The organism is Geodermatophilus sabuli (assembly GCF_010686765.1).
GTDB lineage: Bacteria > Actinomycetota > Actinomycetes > Mycobacteriales > Geodermatophilaceae > Geodermatophilus > Geodermatophilus sabuli_A.
On record NZ_JAAGWF010000028.1, the window covers coordinates 69,303 to 83,036 of the forward strand.

At 74.9% G+C, this 13,734-nt stretch carries 14 protein-coding genes and 1 riboswitch; of the genes, 6 read left to right on the top strand and 8 right to left on the bottom strand.

Going from position 1 to position 13,734, the window contains the following annotated elements; translation table 11 throughout:
- Positions 1-19: 19 nt before the first annotated feature.
- From GCU56_RS21180 to GCU56_RS21190, 3 genes are all read left to right on the top strand, one after another.
- Complete coding sequence (locus GCU56_RS21180; RefSeq protein WP_163484018.1) at positions 20-505, top strand: polyadenylate-specific 3'-exoribonuclease AS; 486 nt, start codon at positions 20-22, stop codon at positions 503-505.
- Positions 506-577: 72 nt separating this feature from the next.
- Positions 578-1,165 carry a GNAT family N-acetyltransferase gene (locus GCU56_RS21185; protein WP_163484019.1) on the top strand — a complete coding sequence of 196 codons (588 nt, stop codon included), beginning with the start codon at positions 578-580 and terminating at the stop codon, positions 1,163-1,165.
- Entirely contained in the window at positions 1,162-1,668 is a 507-nt protein-coding gene (locus tag GCU56_RS21190; protein WP_163484021.1) for a DinB family protein, read from the top strand. The genes GCU56_RS21185 and GCU56_RS21190 overlap by 4 nt, the downstream gene beginning before the upstream one ends.
- 3 nt (positions 1,669-1,671) lie before the next feature.
- Here the strand turns inward: GCU56_RS21190 and GCU56_RS21195 are convergent, their stop codons facing one another.
- Together GCU56_RS21195 and GCU56_RS21200 are read right to left on the bottom strand one after the other, a co-directional pair.
- Entirely contained in the window at positions 1,672-2,541 is an 870-nt protein-coding gene (locus GCU56_RS21195) for an MBL fold metallo-hydrolase (protein WP_163484023.1), read from the bottom strand.
- A gap of 93 nt (positions 2,542-2,634) precedes the next feature.
- Entirely contained in the window at positions 2,635-3,522 is an 888-nt protein-coding gene (locus GCU56_RS21200; RefSeq protein ID WP_163484024.1) for an NmrA family NAD(P)-binding protein, read from the bottom strand.
- Positions 3,523-3,599: 77 nt separating this feature from the next.
- On the opposite strand from GCU56_RS21200, the gene GCU56_RS21205 reads away from it, so the two are divergent.
- From GCU56_RS21205 to GCU56_RS21215, 3 genes are all read left to right on the top strand, one after another.
- Positions 3,600-4,625 (top strand): 6-phosphofructokinase, encoded by a 1,026-nt coding sequence (locus GCU56_RS21205; RefSeq protein WP_163484026.1) that lies wholly within the window; start codon positions 3,600-3,602, stop codon positions 4,623-4,625.
- 78 nt (positions 4,626-4,703) lie between these two features.
- The gene (locus GCU56_RS21210) at positions 4,704-6,041 is read left to right on the top strand and encodes a class II 3-deoxy-7-phosphoheptulonate synthase (RefSeq protein WP_163484028.1); all 1,338 of its coding nucleotides are present in this window, start codon (positions 4,704-4,706) and stop codon (positions 6,039-6,041) included.
- On the top strand, positions 6,034-7,056 hold the full coding sequence (locus GCU56_RS21215) for a threonine aldolase family protein (protein ID WP_345771989.1): 1,023 nt from the start codon (positions 6,034-6,036) through the stop codon (positions 7,054-7,056). The genes GCU56_RS21210 and GCU56_RS21215 overlap by 8 nt, the downstream gene beginning before the upstream one ends.
- A 47-nt stretch (positions 7,057-7,103) precedes the next feature.
- On the opposite strand, the gene bfr is transcribed toward GCU56_RS21215, so the two are convergent.
- The 6 genes from bfr to GCU56_RS21245 form a co-directional block, all read right to left on the bottom strand.
- Positions 7,104-7,592, bottom strand: a complete 489-nt coding sequence (gene bfr / locus GCU56_RS21220) for a bacterioferritin (protein WP_163484030.1) — start codon at positions 7,590-7,592, stop codon at positions 7,104-7,106.
- A 79-nt stretch (positions 7,593-7,671) separates the two neighbouring features.
- Complete coding sequence (locus tag GCU56_RS24295) at positions 7,672-7,905, bottom strand: (2Fe-2S)-binding protein (protein WP_204332578.1); 234 nt, start codon at positions 7,903-7,905, stop codon at positions 7,672-7,674.
- Positions 7,906-7,976: 71 nt separating this feature from the next.
- On the bottom strand, positions 7,977-8,885 hold the full coding sequence (locus GCU56_RS21230) for a deoxyribonuclease IV (protein WP_163484032.1): 909 nt from the start codon (positions 8,883-8,885) through the stop codon (positions 7,977-7,979).
- Between the two features lie 7 nt (positions 8,886-8,892).
- Positions 8,893-10,887: a Stk1 family PASTA domain-containing Ser/Thr kinase gene (gene pknB / locus GCU56_RS21235; protein ID WP_345771990.1), complete on the bottom strand. Its 1,995-nt coding sequence runs from the start codon at positions 10,885-10,887 to the stop codon at positions 8,893-8,895.
- 119 nt (positions 10,888-11,006) lie between these two features.
- Positions 11,007-12,464: a glycine hydroxymethyltransferase gene (locus GCU56_RS21240; RefSeq protein ID WP_163484034.1), complete on the bottom strand. Its 1,458-nt coding sequence runs from the start codon at positions 12,462-12,464 to the stop codon at positions 11,007-11,009.
- 26 nt (positions 12,465-12,490) lie between these two features.
- Positions 12,491-12,574: riboswitch (ZMP/ZTP riboswitch) on the bottom strand.
- A gap of 16 nt (positions 12,575-12,590) precedes the next feature.
- Positions 12,591-13,721, bottom strand: coding sequence for an alpha-hydroxy acid oxidase (locus GCU56_RS21245; protein WP_163484036.1), 1,131 nt, complete (start codon positions 13,719-13,721; stop codon positions 12,591-12,593).
- Between the last annotated feature and the right edge of the window lie 13 nt (positions 13,722-13,734).

Here is a 13,734-nt window from a genome sequence, read left to right on the forward strand (position 1 = left end):
GAGGACCTACCGTGGGCCCGTGCGCCGGTTCTTCTACGACACCGAGTTCATCGAGGACGGCACCACCATCGACCTGGTCTCGATCGGGGTCGTCGACGAGGCCGGCCGGGAGTTCTACGCCGTGAGCACCGAGTTCGACCCCGGGAAGGCCATCCCGTGGGTGCGCCGCAACGTGCTCGACCAGCTGCCGTCGCCGGCCGACCGGGCGTGGCGCAGCCGGGAGCGGATCCGGGACGACCTGCTGGCCTTCCTCACCGGCCCCGGTGAGGAGATCGAGCTGTGGGCCTGGTTCGCTGCCTACGACCACGTGGCGCTGTGCCAGCTGTGGGGGGCGATGCCGGCGCTGCCGCGGCCCATCCCGCGGTTCACCCGTGAGCTGCGCCAGCGCTGGGACGACCTCGGTCAGCCGCCGCTGCCCCCCAAGCCCAGCGGCACCCACGACGCGCTGGTCGACGCCCGGTACAACCGGGAGCGCTGGAACGCCATGGCCGCCGCCCGCCGCTGACCGCGGCGGCCGGCACCCGACCGCGGCCGCGGCCCTTGGCGGCGCCGGGGCCCGCGCGGGAGGCTGGCCGGCGTGGCAGACCTGGATCCCGCCGAGGCGCGCACGCTCCTGGCCCGTGCCTTCGTCGACGACCCGCTGATGAGGTGGTTCTACCCGGACGACGACGCGCGGCCACACGCGTGCGCAGCGATGTTCGGCCTGTTCGCCGAGCACTACCTCGCCGACGGGCGGGTGGACGTCGTCCGGCGTCCGGCCCCCCTCGCGGTGGCGATGTGGCAGTGGCCGCGACCGGACGACGCCGAGCCCGAGGCCGCCGCGGAGTCGCTGCCCACGGTCGGCGGGCTCATGACCGCCTTCATGGGGGCCGAGCGCGCCGCGGAGGTCGGCGGCGCGCTCGGCCTGCTGGACGAACTGCGGCCGAGCCGGCCGCACGCCTACCTGCACCTGCTCGCCGTCCACCCCGACGCCCGGCACCAGGGTCTCGGCGGCGAGGTGCTCGAGCGTGGTCTCGCCGCGGCACGCTCCGCCGGCCTGGTCGCCTGCCTGGACACGATGAACCCGGTCAACGTGCCGTTCTACGAGGCGCACGGGATGTCGGTGCGGCACGAGGCCCGGCTGGGTGCCGGCGGGCCCACGGTCTGGGCGATGGCGACCGGGTGAGCGCCGACCGGACCGCCGTGCCCCGCACCGGGGGCGAGCGGGAGCTCCTGCGGGCCTACCTGGAGTTCCACCGGGAGACGCTGGCGGTCAAGTGCGCCGGGCTGTCGGACGAGGACCTCCGCCGCCGTGCGGCCGCGCCGTCGGCGCTGTCGCTGCTCGGGCTCGTCCGGCACATGGCGGAGGTGGAGCGGTCCTGGTCCCGCCGGGTGCTCGAGGGGCAGGACGTGCCGTGGCTGTGGTCGGCCGCCGGGGAGCACGGGGCGGCCTTCGACGTCGACGGGGCCTCCCGCGCGGAGGCGTTCGAGGCCTGGGAGACCGAGATCGCCCATGCCCGCCGGACCGAGCAGGCGGCCGCCTCGCTGGAGGTGACGGGGCGCGACCGCGGCTCCGGGGAGCAGTACTCGCTGCGCCGCGTGCTGGTGCACCTCGTGCAGGAGTACGCGCGGCACAACGGGCACGCCGACCTGCTCCGCGAGCGGATCGACGGCTCCGTCGGCGTCTGACCGTCAGCCCTGCCGCGCCTGTCCGGCGGGGCTCGGCTGCGGCTCCACCGCGGTCCGCGGCACCGGCACCCCGGCGCGCTGGTCAGCGGTCAGCGCCTCCACCATCTGCGCGAACTGCTCGGCGTCGGGCGGGATGTCCGGTTCGGCGGCCGGTACCTGCTGCAGCACGGTCAGGAACTCCTCGAGGGACGTCCCGTCCGCGGCCGGCAGGTGCGAGGAGAAGATCCGCCTCGGCTGGATCCGGCGCACCCGGTCGAGGACCTGTCCGAACCCGGCGGGCTCGGTGAGGTGCACCCACGGCGAGTCGGACAGGGCCCAGCCGAGCATGCCGCCGGCCAGGGCCTCCGGGGGCACGTCCGAGGCCGACTGGGTGGGCTCCGGGAGGATCGCCCCGAAGGCGTCGACGCTGAAGAGCGCGCCGGTGGACCGGTCCAGCGCCCCGATCGACATGGGGTTGTCGAACAGCGGCGGCGCGACGGCGGTCAGCGTGCGGTCACCGACGTGGAGGTCGTCCCCGGGCCGGATGGCGTGCACCCGGTCCATCGGCACCGGCCACCAGGTCGACATCCGCAGCGCGGCGAACCCGTGGGTGACCAGCCGGGCGTTCGGTGCCAGCTCCATGATCCGCGCGATGTTGCCGGTGTGGTCGGCGTCGTCGTGGGTCAGCCAGAGCCACCGGATCTCCCGGGGGTCGATGACCGAGCCCACTGCGGCGACGAACTCGTCGGCGTCCACCCCGAGGCCGGTGTCGACGAGCACCGGTTGCTCGGCCATGAGCAGGAAGGCGTTGATCGGCAGGACGCCGAGGCCCGGCAGGGTCAGGTTCGCCGGGAGCACGTGGACGTCGTCGGACGCCTGGTAGGGGAGATCCATGGGAGGCCTCCTGCCGCCGCTGGGGGAGGCCGCCGACGCTAGGCCCGACCCGGAGGGCCCGACAGGGCCGTTGTCCCCCGTCCCGCGACCGGCTCAGCCGCGCAGCGGAGCCCAGTCCTCGGGATGGGCGCGCAGGTGCTCGGCGACGGTCCGCGCCGGGTGCCCGGTCAGCGACGGGACGACGTCGGTCACCGCCGCCATCTCGCCGGCGGCGATGGCCAGGTAGCTGGTGACCCAGCCCTCGACCTCCCAGTCGGGGTGCCCGGAGGGGCGCCGGGTGGCCCAGGCCTCCTCGACGGTCTGCCGGCGGTAGACCGCCGGGCGCCCGGTCACCTCGGCGAGCACCGCGGCCGCCTCGTCCATCGACAGTGCCTCGGGGCCGGTCACGTCCAGCGCGCGGCCGTCGAGGGCGGGGGAGTCGTCGAGCAGGACGGCGGCACCCACGTCGGCCAGGTCGTCGCGGGAGACGAAGGCGGCCCGCCCGTCGCCGGCCGGGGCGGCGATCACCGCCTGCCCGTCCTCGACGGTGGCGAAGAAGGGCACGAAGTCGGCGTACATGGCGTGCCGGAGGGCGGTGTGGCGCACGCCGGTGGCGGCGATCGCCGCCTCGGTGGCCGCGTGCTGCCGGGCCAGGGTGAACACCGCGTCCGGGGCGGCGCCGAGGAACGAGGTGTAGACGACCCGCTCGACGCCCGCGTCCGCCGCCGCGGCGACGGCGGTGCGGTGCTGCTCCAGCCGGTCCTCGGCCTCCGCAGCGGACACCAGGTACAGGGTGTGCACGCCGTCCAGTGCGCGGCTCAGGCCGGGGCCGTCGGCGTACCCGCCGGGCGCCGCGACGACCTGCGCGCCGGGCAGCCGCGGGGCGCGGCCGGGGTCGCGGACGACCAGCCGCACCGCGACGTCGTCCCGCCCGGCAACCCGGGCGGCGACCCGGCCGCCGAGCGTGCCGCTGGCCCCGGTGACGGCGATCAGGCGGGTCACGCGTGCGCTGCGTCCGAGTGCGGCATCATGGCCCCCACCAACCGCTGAGCAGCGAGAACCCTTCCCGGAGGACGCACATGCGCATCGGCATCCTGACCGGCGGCGGTGACTGCCCGGGCCTCAACGCGGTGATCCGGGCCGTGGTCCGCAAGAGCGTCACCCACCACGGCGACGAGGTCGTCGGTTTCCGGGACGGGTGGCGTGGCGTGCTCGAGGCCGACACGGTGCCGATGGACCTCGCCGCGGTCCGCGGCATCCTGCCCCGCGGCGGCACGGTGCTGGGCACGTCGCGGACCAACCCGTACGCGCTGGAGGGCGGCGCGGACCGGGTGCTGGCCAACCTCGAGAGGCTCGGCATCGACGCGCTGATACCGATCGGCGGCGAGGACACCCTCGGGGTGGCCACCCGGCTGGCCGAGGCCGGGATGCGGGTGGTCGGCGTCCCCAAGACGATCGACAACGACCTGGACGCCACCGACTACACCTTCGGCTTCGACACCGCGCTCGGCGTCGCCACCGAGGCGATCGACCGGCTGCACACCACCGGGGACAGCCACCACCGGACCCTGGTCGTCGAGGTGATGGGGCGGCACGCCGGGTGGATCGCGCTGCACGCCGGCATGGCGGGGGGCGCCACCGTCGTCCTCATCCCCGAGCAGCCCTTCGACGTCGACGCCGTCGTCGCGCACTGCCAGCACCGTTTCGACTCCGGGTACTCGCCGATCGTCGTGGTCTCCGAGGGCGCCACCCCGAAGGACGGCGGCATGGTGCTCGCCGCGGGGGACAAGGACGCCTTCGGCCACGTGCGGCTCGGCGGCATCGGCACCGCGCTGGCCTCGCTCATCGAGGCGCGCACCGGCCGGGAGTCCCGGGCGGTCGTCCTCGGGCACATCCAGCGCGGCGGCACCCCGTCGCCGTTCGACCGCGTGCTCGCCACCCGCTTCGGGCTGGCCGCGGTCGACGCCGTCCACGACGGGCAGTCCGGGGTGATGGTGGCGCTGCGCGGCACCGACATCGTCCGTGTCCCGCTGTCGGCGGCCACCGCCCAGCTCAAGCTGGTGCCGGTGGAGCGGTACGCCGAGGTGGAGGTCTTCTTCGGCTGACGGCCCCGCCGCAGGGACCTGGTGCGAGCTGGTGAGTGCCGGGGGGCGGCGAGGTCCTCCCACGTACTCTCTGAAGGCGTGAGCCTCCCCGATCCCGCGGTGCTGGTCGACGGTCTGGACCGGTGGCGGGACCTCCCCGCCGCCCAGCAGCCCGAGTGGCCCGACCGTGCCGCCCTGGACTCCGTCCTGTCCACCCTGTCCTCGGTCCCGCCGATCGTCGCGCCCAGCGAGGTCGACGAGCTGCGGACCCGGCTGGCCGACGTCGCCCAGGGGCGGGCCTTCCTCCTGCAGGGCGGGGACTGCGCGGAGACCTTCGACCTCAACACCGACGCACACCTGCAGAGCACCACCCGCACGCTGCTGCAGATGGCCGTCGTGCTGACCTACGGCGCCAGCGTGCCCGTGGTGAAGGTGGGCCGGGTCGCCGGGCAGTACGCCAAGCCGCGGTCGTCGAACACCGACGCGCTCGGCCTGCCCTCCTACCGGGGCGACATGGTCAACGCGCTGGAGCCGGTGCTCGAGCAGCGCATCCCGGACCCGAACCGCCTGGTGCGCGCCTACGCCAACTCCGCCGCCGCGATGAACATGATCCGCGCCTACGCCCGCGGGGGCCTGGCCGACCTGCACGCCGTGCACGACTGGAACAAGGACTTCGTCGCCAACTCCCCGGCGGGCGTCCGGTACGAGGTCATCGCCCGGGAGATCGACCGGGCGCTGGCCTTCATGAAGGCCTGCGGCATCGACTCCGACGCCCTGCGTGGGGTGGAGCTCTACAACAGCCACGAGGCGCTGATCCTGGACTACGAGCGGGCGCTGCTGCGGGTGCACGACGGTCGCCCCTACGCCTCCTCGGCGCACTTCGTGTGGATCGGGGAGCGGACCCGGCAACTGGACGGCGCGCACGTGGAGTTCATGTCCCGGGTGGCGAACCCGATCGGCGTGAAGATCGGTCCGACCACCACTCCCGAGCAGGCCACCGAGCTCGTCGAGCGACTGGACCCCGACGGCGTCCCCGGCCGGCTGACGCTGATCAGCCGGATGGGCAACGGGAAGATCCGCGACGTCCTCCCGGCCATCGTGGAGAAGGTCACCGCCAGCGGGCACACCGTCGTCTGGCAGTGCGACCCGATGCACGGCAACACCCACGAGTCGCCCACCGGCTACAAGACCCGCCACTTCGACCGCGTCGTGGACGAGGTCCTCGGGTTCTTCGACGTGCACCGGGCGCTGGGCACCTGGCCGGGCGGCATCCACGTCGAGCTCACCGGCGAGGACGTCACCGAGTGTCTCGGCGGCGCCATGGAGATCAGCGACGAGGACCTCAACAGCCGGTACGAGACGGCCTGCGACCCGCGGCTGAACACCGGGCAGTCGCTGGAGCTGGCGTTCCTCGTGGCCGAGATGCTCCGTGGCTGAGGCACCCGCCCACCTCCTCTGGGTCGACCTCCGCTCGGACACCGTCACCAGGCCGACCCCGGCCATGCGCCGGGCGATGGCCGAGGCCGAGGTCGGCGACGACGTCTACGGCGAGGACCCCGCGGTCCGGGCGCTCGAGGAGCGGGTCGCCGAGCTGATGGGCCACGAGGCGGCGCTGTTCGTCCCCTCGGGCACGATGGGCAACCAGATCGGCATGCGGCTGGTGTGCGAGCCCGGCCAGGAGGTGCTCTGCGACGCCGACGCCCACGTCGTCACCTACGAGATGGGTGCGGCCGCCGCCGTCTTCGGCATCTCCACCCGCACCGTGGTGTCCGACGGCGGCCGGCTGGACGCCGACCAGCTCATCGCCCAGGTCCGTCCGCGCGACGACTGGCACCTGACCGCCACCGCTGCGGTCGCCGTCGAGAACTCCCACAACCGCGGCGGGGGCCTGGTGCAGCCACTGGACCAGCTGCAGCGGCTCTGGAACTGGTCGCGGGACGCCGGCGTCGCCGTCCACCTCGACGGCGCGCGGCTGTTCAACGCCTCCGTCGCCTCGGGTGTCGAGCTGGCCACCTACGGGCAGCTGGCCGACACCGTGTCGGTGTGCCTGTCCAAGGGCCTGGGCGCGCCGGTGGGGTCGGTGCTGGTCGCCTCGGCGGAGCGGATCGCCGCCGGCCGGTTGTGGCGCAAGCGGCTCGGCGGCGGGATGCGGCAGGTCGGCGTCCTGGCCGCGGCCGGGCTGCACGCGCTGGACCACCACCTGGCCCGGCTGGCCGACGACCACGGGCACGCCCGCCTGCTGGCCAAGCGGCTGGGTGTGGACCCCGCCACCGTCGAGACCAACATGGTCGTGCTGGACGACGTCCCCGCGCCGCTGGTCGCCGAGGCGGCGAAGGCGCAGGGCGTGCTGGTCTCCCAGGTGAGCCCGCGCCGGATCCGGCTGGTCACCCACCTGGACGTCGACCGCGCCGGCATCGACCGCGCCGCCGACGTCCTGTCCGCCGTCCTCTGAGACGCGGAGGGCCCGCCCCTGGAGGCGGGCCCTCCCTGCCGGCGGGACTACTCCGTGCCGCTGGTGGGGTGCTCGATCTGCCCGGCGAGGTACAGCTGCTCCCCGAGGGTGTCCAGCAGGTGCAGCTGGGTCTCGAGGTAGTCGATGTGGTGCTCCTCGTCGGCGAGGATCTCCTCGAAGAGGTTCTTGCTCGTGCGGTCGCCGACGGAGTCGCAGTAGGCGATCGCCGGGCGCAGCCGGTCGACGACCTCGATCTCGACGGCCATGTCGGCCTCGAACTGCTCGCGGACGGTCTGCCCGATGCGCAGCGCCAGCAGCTTCTGGTAGTTGGGCAGGCCCTCGAGGAAGAGGATGCGGTCGGTGAGCCGCTCCGCGTGGGTCATCTCCTCGATGGACTCCTTGCGGGTGTGCGCGGCGAGCTTGTTGTAGCCCCAGTTCTCCTGCATCTTGGCGTGCAGGAAGTACTGGTTGATGGCGGTCAGCTCGCTGGTCAGCTGCTCGTTGAGCAGCTCGATCACCCGTGCGTCGCCCTGCATGAGGTCCTCCTCGGATCCGGCTGCGGCCGAGGCTAGCGGGGCGGGTGCGGTCCGGCCGCAGTCAGGCTGCCCTCAGTGCTCAGGCGGCCCGTTCGCGGAGGTCGAGACCGTGCAGCGGGTCGGCGGCGCGCAGCCGGTCGCAGATGCGGTCCAGGCAGTTGCCGCAGCCGGTGCCGGCGGCGCAGGCGTCGCCGACCTCCTCCTCGGTGCGCGCACCGTCGGCGATGACACCGGCGAGCTCGCGGTCGCTGACGGCGAAGCAGATGCAGACGTACACGCGGGCGCACTCCTGGGCCGGGGAAAGGTCAGGCACGCCTAAGTTAGCCGAGCCTCACCTCCCTGCCAAGGGCTGCGGACGGATTCGTGCCGCCCGGCGCGCCGGGACTAGGCGGCGGAGGCCGCGGCGACCGGCAGGCCGGCGTCGCGCAGGGAGCGCAGCAGCGCGATGTCGCGGGCGTGCCCGGCGGAGGGGGAGCCGTCCAGCTCGCTGGGGGTCTCCACGACGACCGGGACGTCGGCCATGGCCGGGTGCGCGAGGAGCTCGGCGAACGGTGCCGTCCCGATGGTGCCGGCCCCGATCGTGGTGTGCCGGTCGCGCTTGGAGCCGCACGCGTCGAGGGAGTCGTTGGCGTGCACGAGGCCCAGCCGGCCCGGGCCGACCGTCGCCTCCAGGGCGTCGAGGGTCGCGGTCATCCCGCCGGGGACGGCGACGTCGTGACCGGCCGCCCACGCGTGGCAGGTGTCGAAGCAGACCCCGACGAGCGGGTGCCCGTCCAGCGCGGCCAGGTAGGGGCCCAGGTCCTCGACGGTGGCCGCCAGCGACCTGCCACCGCCGGCGGTCGGCTCGACGAGCAACCGGGGCCCGTCGGCGGGTGCGGCGTCGAGCACCGGCAGCAGCCGCTCGTGCAGCTGGCGCAGCGCGGCCTCGTAGCGGTCCTCGCCGACCGCCGAGCCGGCGTGCACCACCACGCCCCGGCACCCCAGCTCGGCACCGCGGGCCAGGTTGTGCGTGATGGAGGCGATCGACTGCTCGACGGTCGCCTCGGTCGGGGACCCGACGTTGACGAGGAACGGCGTGTGGATGAACGAGGGCACGCCGCGCTCGGCGCAGCCGGCGGTGAACAGGGCGTCCTGGCGCGGCGTCCCGGCGGTGAGCCGCCAGCCGCGCGGGTTGCCGACGAACACCTGCACGGCGCGGGCGCCGACCGCGTCGGCGTAGCGCAGGCCGCCCGTGGCCAGTCCGCCCTTGACCTGGATGTGCGCGCCGATCGGCGGCCCGTCGGGGGAGTGCACGTCGCGGCTACCCGAAGGTGACGAGGATGGTGACGCCGGTGCCGATGTCGACCACCTCGCCGGCCCGGGGGGTCTGCCGCAGGACACGGTTGCCGAAGAACTGGCTCACCTCGACCCGCAGGCCGGCGGCCTGGAGCGCCGCGGTCGCCTCCTCCTGGCTCGTGCCGACGACGTCGGGCACGGCGACCTGCGGCACGCCGACCGACACCTGGATGGTGACGGTGCTCTCGTAGGGCGCCTGGGTGGCCGGCCCCGGGGTGACGGCCATGACCTCCCCGGCGTCGACGTCGGCGCTGCGGCCCTCGGTGCGCTGCACGGTGAAACCGAGCGCCTCCAGGTTGGTGGTCGCGGCCTCCGGGGACAGGCCCACGACGTCGGGCACCGCGACCGGCTCGTGGCCGCGGCTGACGAAGACGGTGATGGGCTGGTCGCGGACCAGCGGCGTCCCGGCCTCCGGGTCGAAGCCGGTGACGTGGCCGACGGGCGTCTCGTTGTCGTAGTCCTGCACGACCTGGGGCAGCACCGGGACACCCTCGGCGAGCGCGGCCAGCACCGTGTCCTGCGGCTGGCCGACCAGCCCGGGGTCGACCTCGAAGCGCTCGGGGCCCTTGGACACGGTCAGCCGGACGTCGGTGCCCCGGATCGCGTCACCGCCCTCGGGGTCGGCGGCGATGACCACGCCGGCGGCGATGTCCTCGCTGAACTGCTCGTCGCAGCAGTCGGGGTCCAGGCCCGCCTCCTGCAGCAGGTCGATGGCCGAGCTCTGCTCCTTGCCGACCAGGGACGGGACGGTCGTCCAGCGGCCGGAGCCCATCCACCACCCGACCGCACCGATCGTGATCGCCAGCAGCAGGACGACCGCGACGGCCAGCCGGGCGCGGCGGCGGCGGATGTGCTGCGGGACGCCGGGTCGCGGCCGCTCCGGCGCCGGCCGGCGGCCGCCCACGTCGACGGTCGGGCCGGCACCCATGCCCGGCAGCATCGAGGTCCGCGCGCCGCGGCCGGGCCGGGTGCCGCTGCTGCTGAGGACCTCGGTGCCGTCGGCGGGCCCCGGGTCGCTGGGGTGGCGCGGGCGGCTGGGCCGGTTGGTCGGCCGGAGCGTGCCCGGGCCGGCGGTGCTGCGGCCGGTGGGCACCGGCACCCGGTCGACCCCCAGGTCGGTGCGCACGTCCTCGAGGTCGGCGAGGAACGCCCCGGCGTCCAGGGGCCGGACGGCGGGGTCACGGCGGGTGGTGCGGGCGACGAGCTCGTCGACCTGCCACGGGATGCCTGGCACCTCCTCCGAGGGCGTGGGCATGTCGTGGTGGACGTGCTGGTAGGCCACCGCCAGCGGGGTGTCGCCGCCGTAGGGCGGGTGCCCGGTGAGCATCTCGAAGAGGACCACCCCGGCGGCGTAGACGTCGCTGCGGGCGTCGGCCTTGCCGCGCTCGAGCTGCTCCGGGGAGAGGTAGGCGACCGTGCCGATGAGCACGCCGCCGGTGTGGCTGGTCTGCCCGGTGCCGGTGAGCGCGCGGGCCAGGCCGAAGTCGGCCACCTTCACCACGCCGTCGGTGCCGATGAGCACGTTCTCGGGCTTGATGTCACGGTGCACGATGCCGGCCCGGTGGGCGGCGGTGAGGCCGGAGAGCACCGGCTCCAGGACGGCGAAGGCCTCGCCGACGGTGAGGCGGCCCCGGGCCTGGAGCAGGTCGCGCAGCGTGCGGCCGCGGACCAGCTCCATGACCAGGAAGACCAGTCCCTGGTCGCTGCCCTGGTCGCTGACCGACACGACGTTGGGGTGGCTGAGCATCGCCGCCGCCCGCGCCTCCCGCGTGAACCGGTCGACGAAGGTCGGGTCGTGGGCGAGGTGCTCGGCCATGACCTTGACCGCCACCGTGCGGTGCAACCGCAGGTCGGTGGCCGCGTAGACGGTGGACATGCCGCCGCGGGCGAGACGCTCCTCGAGCTGGTACCGCCCCTCGAGGAGCAGGCCGACCACGGGGTCGGTCACGGCGGTCTCCACGCGGTCGAGTGTAGGAGCGGGGCGAGCCGGGACGGTCCGTACACGCGGGGTGGCCGATCACGTCGGGAGCACCCGCCCCACCCGCCCCGCCGGCCCACCCGGGGCAGCGGGGTCCTCCGTCAGGCCAGGTCGAGCCCGGGGTACAGGGGGTGGGCGTCGAGCAGCTCGGCAGCGGCGGCGCGGGTGCGGCCGGCGAGGCCGTCGGCCATCGCGTACCGCGCCCGCGAGGACCCGCCGTCCTGCGTCGCCGTCGGCGTGGTGCCCGAGAGGACGTCGACGATGAGCTCCGCGGTCCGGTCGAACTCGGCCGCGCCGAAGCCCCGCGTGGTCAGCGCCGGGGTGCCGATGCGGACGCCCGAGGTGTACCAGGCGCCGTTGGGGTCGGCCGGGACGGAGTTGCGGTTGGTGACGATGCCGGCGTCCAGCAGCGCGGACTCCGCCTGCCGACCGGTCAGCCCGAAGCTGGTGACGTCGATGAGCACGATGTGGTTGTCGGTGCCGCCGGTGACCAGCGTCGCCCCGCGGCTGGTCAGCCCCTCGGCGAGGCTCTGCGCGTTGTCGGCCACGGCGCGGGCGTACCCGGCGAAGGCCGGCTGCCGGGCCTCGGCGAGCGCGACGGCCTTGGCGGCCATGACGTGCGGGAGCGGGCCGCCGAGGACCATCGGGCAGCCGCGGTCGACGGCGTCGGCGAACTCCGGCTGGGCCAGAACCATGCCGCCCCGCGGGCCGCGCAGGGACTTGTGGGTGGTGGTGGTGACCACGTGCGCGTGCGGGACGGGGTCGAAGTCGCCGGTGAGGACCTTCCCGGCGACCAGGCCGGCGAAGTGGGCCATGTCGACGACGAGGGTGGCGCCCACCTCGTCGGCGATCTCGCGCATCGCGGCGAAGTCGACCCGGCGCGGGTAGGCCGAGTAGCCGGCCATGAGGATGAGCGGCCGGAACTCCTTGGCCCGCTCCCGGACGAGGGCGTAGTCCAGCAGCCCGGTCTTCGGGTCGGTGCCGTAGGAGGACTGCTCGAACATCTTGCCGCTGATGTTGGGCCGGAAGCCGTGGGTGAGGTGGCCGCCGGCGTCCAGGCTCATGCCGAGCATGCGCTGGTCGCCGAGGGCGCGGCGCAGCGTCGTCCAGTCCTCGGCGGTGAGGTCGTTGACGTGGGTGGCGCCGGCCTTCTCCAGGGCCGGCAGCTCGACGCGCTGGGCCAGCACCGCCCAGAAGGCGACCAGGTTGGCGTCGATGCCCGAGTGCGGCTGGACGTAGGCGTACGGCGCGCCGAACAGCTCGCGGGCGTGCTCGGCGGCCAGCGCCTCGACCGTGTCGACGTTCTGGCAGCCGGCGTAGAAGCGGTGCCCGACGGTGCCCTCGGCGTACTTGTCGCTGAACCAGTTCCCCATCGTGAGCAGCACAGCGGGGCTCGCGTAGTTCTCGCTGGCGATCAGCTTGAGCGAGGCGCGCTGGTCGGCGAGCTCCGCGCCGATCGCCTCGGCCACGCGGGGCTCGACGGCCCCGATGACCTGCAGGGCGCTGCGGTAGGCCGCCGACGCGGTGGCGGGGTCGAAGGAGGCGGTGGCGTCGGTCATCGGAGAACTCCAGCGCGGTCGACGTCGGGGGGTGCCCAGGCGCCCGGCGGGGAACTGCGGGCCGCTCCACGGTGGTCGTCCACCTCGATGCGCCAGTCACGGCCCCGCGGTGATCCTAGCCGCGGATCAGCGCGCTGCCGCGATGGTGTCGCGGGGCACCGCTGTGACGTCGTCGACCCCGCACAGCGCCATCGTGTGGGCGAGCTCGGCGGTGAGCCCGGACAGCACCCGGGTCACCCCCTGCCGGCCGCCGGTGGCCAGCCCCCACACCGCCGGGCGGCCGACGAACACCGCCCGGGCGCCGAGGGCCAGCGCGGTCAGCACGTCCGAGCCCGAGCGGATGCCGCCGTCGACGTAGACCTCCACCTCGTCGCCGACCGCGTCGACCACCTCGGGCAGCGCGTGCGCGGTGGCCACCGCCGGGTCGGCCTGCCGGCCGCCGTGGTTGGAGACCCACACCGCCGCGGCGCCCGCCTGCACGCAGCGCGCCGCGTCGTCGCCGCGGAGCACGCCCTTCACCACGACCGGCAGGCCGGAGAGGTCGGCGAAGCGGCCGATGTCGTCGAACGCCCACGCGGGGGTGGGTGCCGCGGGGTGCCCGGCGGCCGGCCGGTTGGCCAGGGGGAGGTCGGCGGGCAGGGCGAAACCGGAGACGAGGTCGCGCAGCCGCCGCCCGAACACCGGCATGTCCACGGTCAGCACCAGTGCCCGGTAGCCGGCGGCGCCGGCGCGGCGGGCGACGTCCTCGGTGTGGGCCGGGGAGTGGACCCGGTAGAGCTGGAAGAACTTCGGGGCGTCGGGTGCGACGGCGGTCAGCTCGGCCAGCTCGGTGCTCGCCGACGTGGAGACGGTCATGAGCGCCCCCGCGGCCGCGGCTCCCTCGGCGGTGCCGCGCTCCCCGTCCGCGTGCGCCATCGTCTGGTACGCCCAGGGCGCGACCCCCACCGGCGTCGCGACCTCGCTGCCCAGCAGGCTGGTGCCCAGCGAGGGTGCGGGCTCACCGCGCAGCACGCGGGGCCGCAGCCGCCAGGACCGCCAGGCGGCGGGGGCCTCGCGCAGGGTGGTCTCGGACTCGGCGCCGCCGGCGAAGAAGTCGGCGACGTCGGGCGCCAGCAGCTCCCGCGCGCGGGTCTCCAGGGCCGTCAGATCGAGCAGATCGGGGGCGGGGCGGTCGTCCGGGGCCTCGCCGGGCCGTCGCTGGCGGGGCGTCCCGGGGACGCCACCGGCCACCGTGGGTGTCTGGTCTGCGTGCGCCATAGGCTCGCACCCT

Bases quoted from the DNA above. Each gene is read 5' to 3' on its own strand.
- bfr (WP_163484030.1), bottom strand. From the start codon at position 7,592: ATGCAGGGCGACGCACGGGTGATCGAGCTGCTCAACGAGCAGCTGACC.
- GCU56_RS21195 (WP_163484023.1), bottom strand. From the start codon at position 2,541: ATGGATCTCCCCTACCAGGCGTCCGACGACGTCCACGTGCTCCCGGCG.
- GCU56_RS21240 (WP_163484034.1), bottom strand. From the start codon at position 12,464: ATGACCGACGCCACCGCCTCCTTCGACCCCGCCACCGCGTCGGCGGCC.
- GCU56_RS21245 (WP_163484036.1), bottom strand. From the start codon at position 13,721: ATGGCGCACGCAGACCAGACACCCACGGTGGCCGGTGGCGTCCCCGGG.
- GCU56_RS21205 (WP_163484026.1), top strand. From the start codon at position 3,600: ATGCGCATCGGCATCCTGACCGGCGGCGGTGACTGCCCGGGCCTCAAC.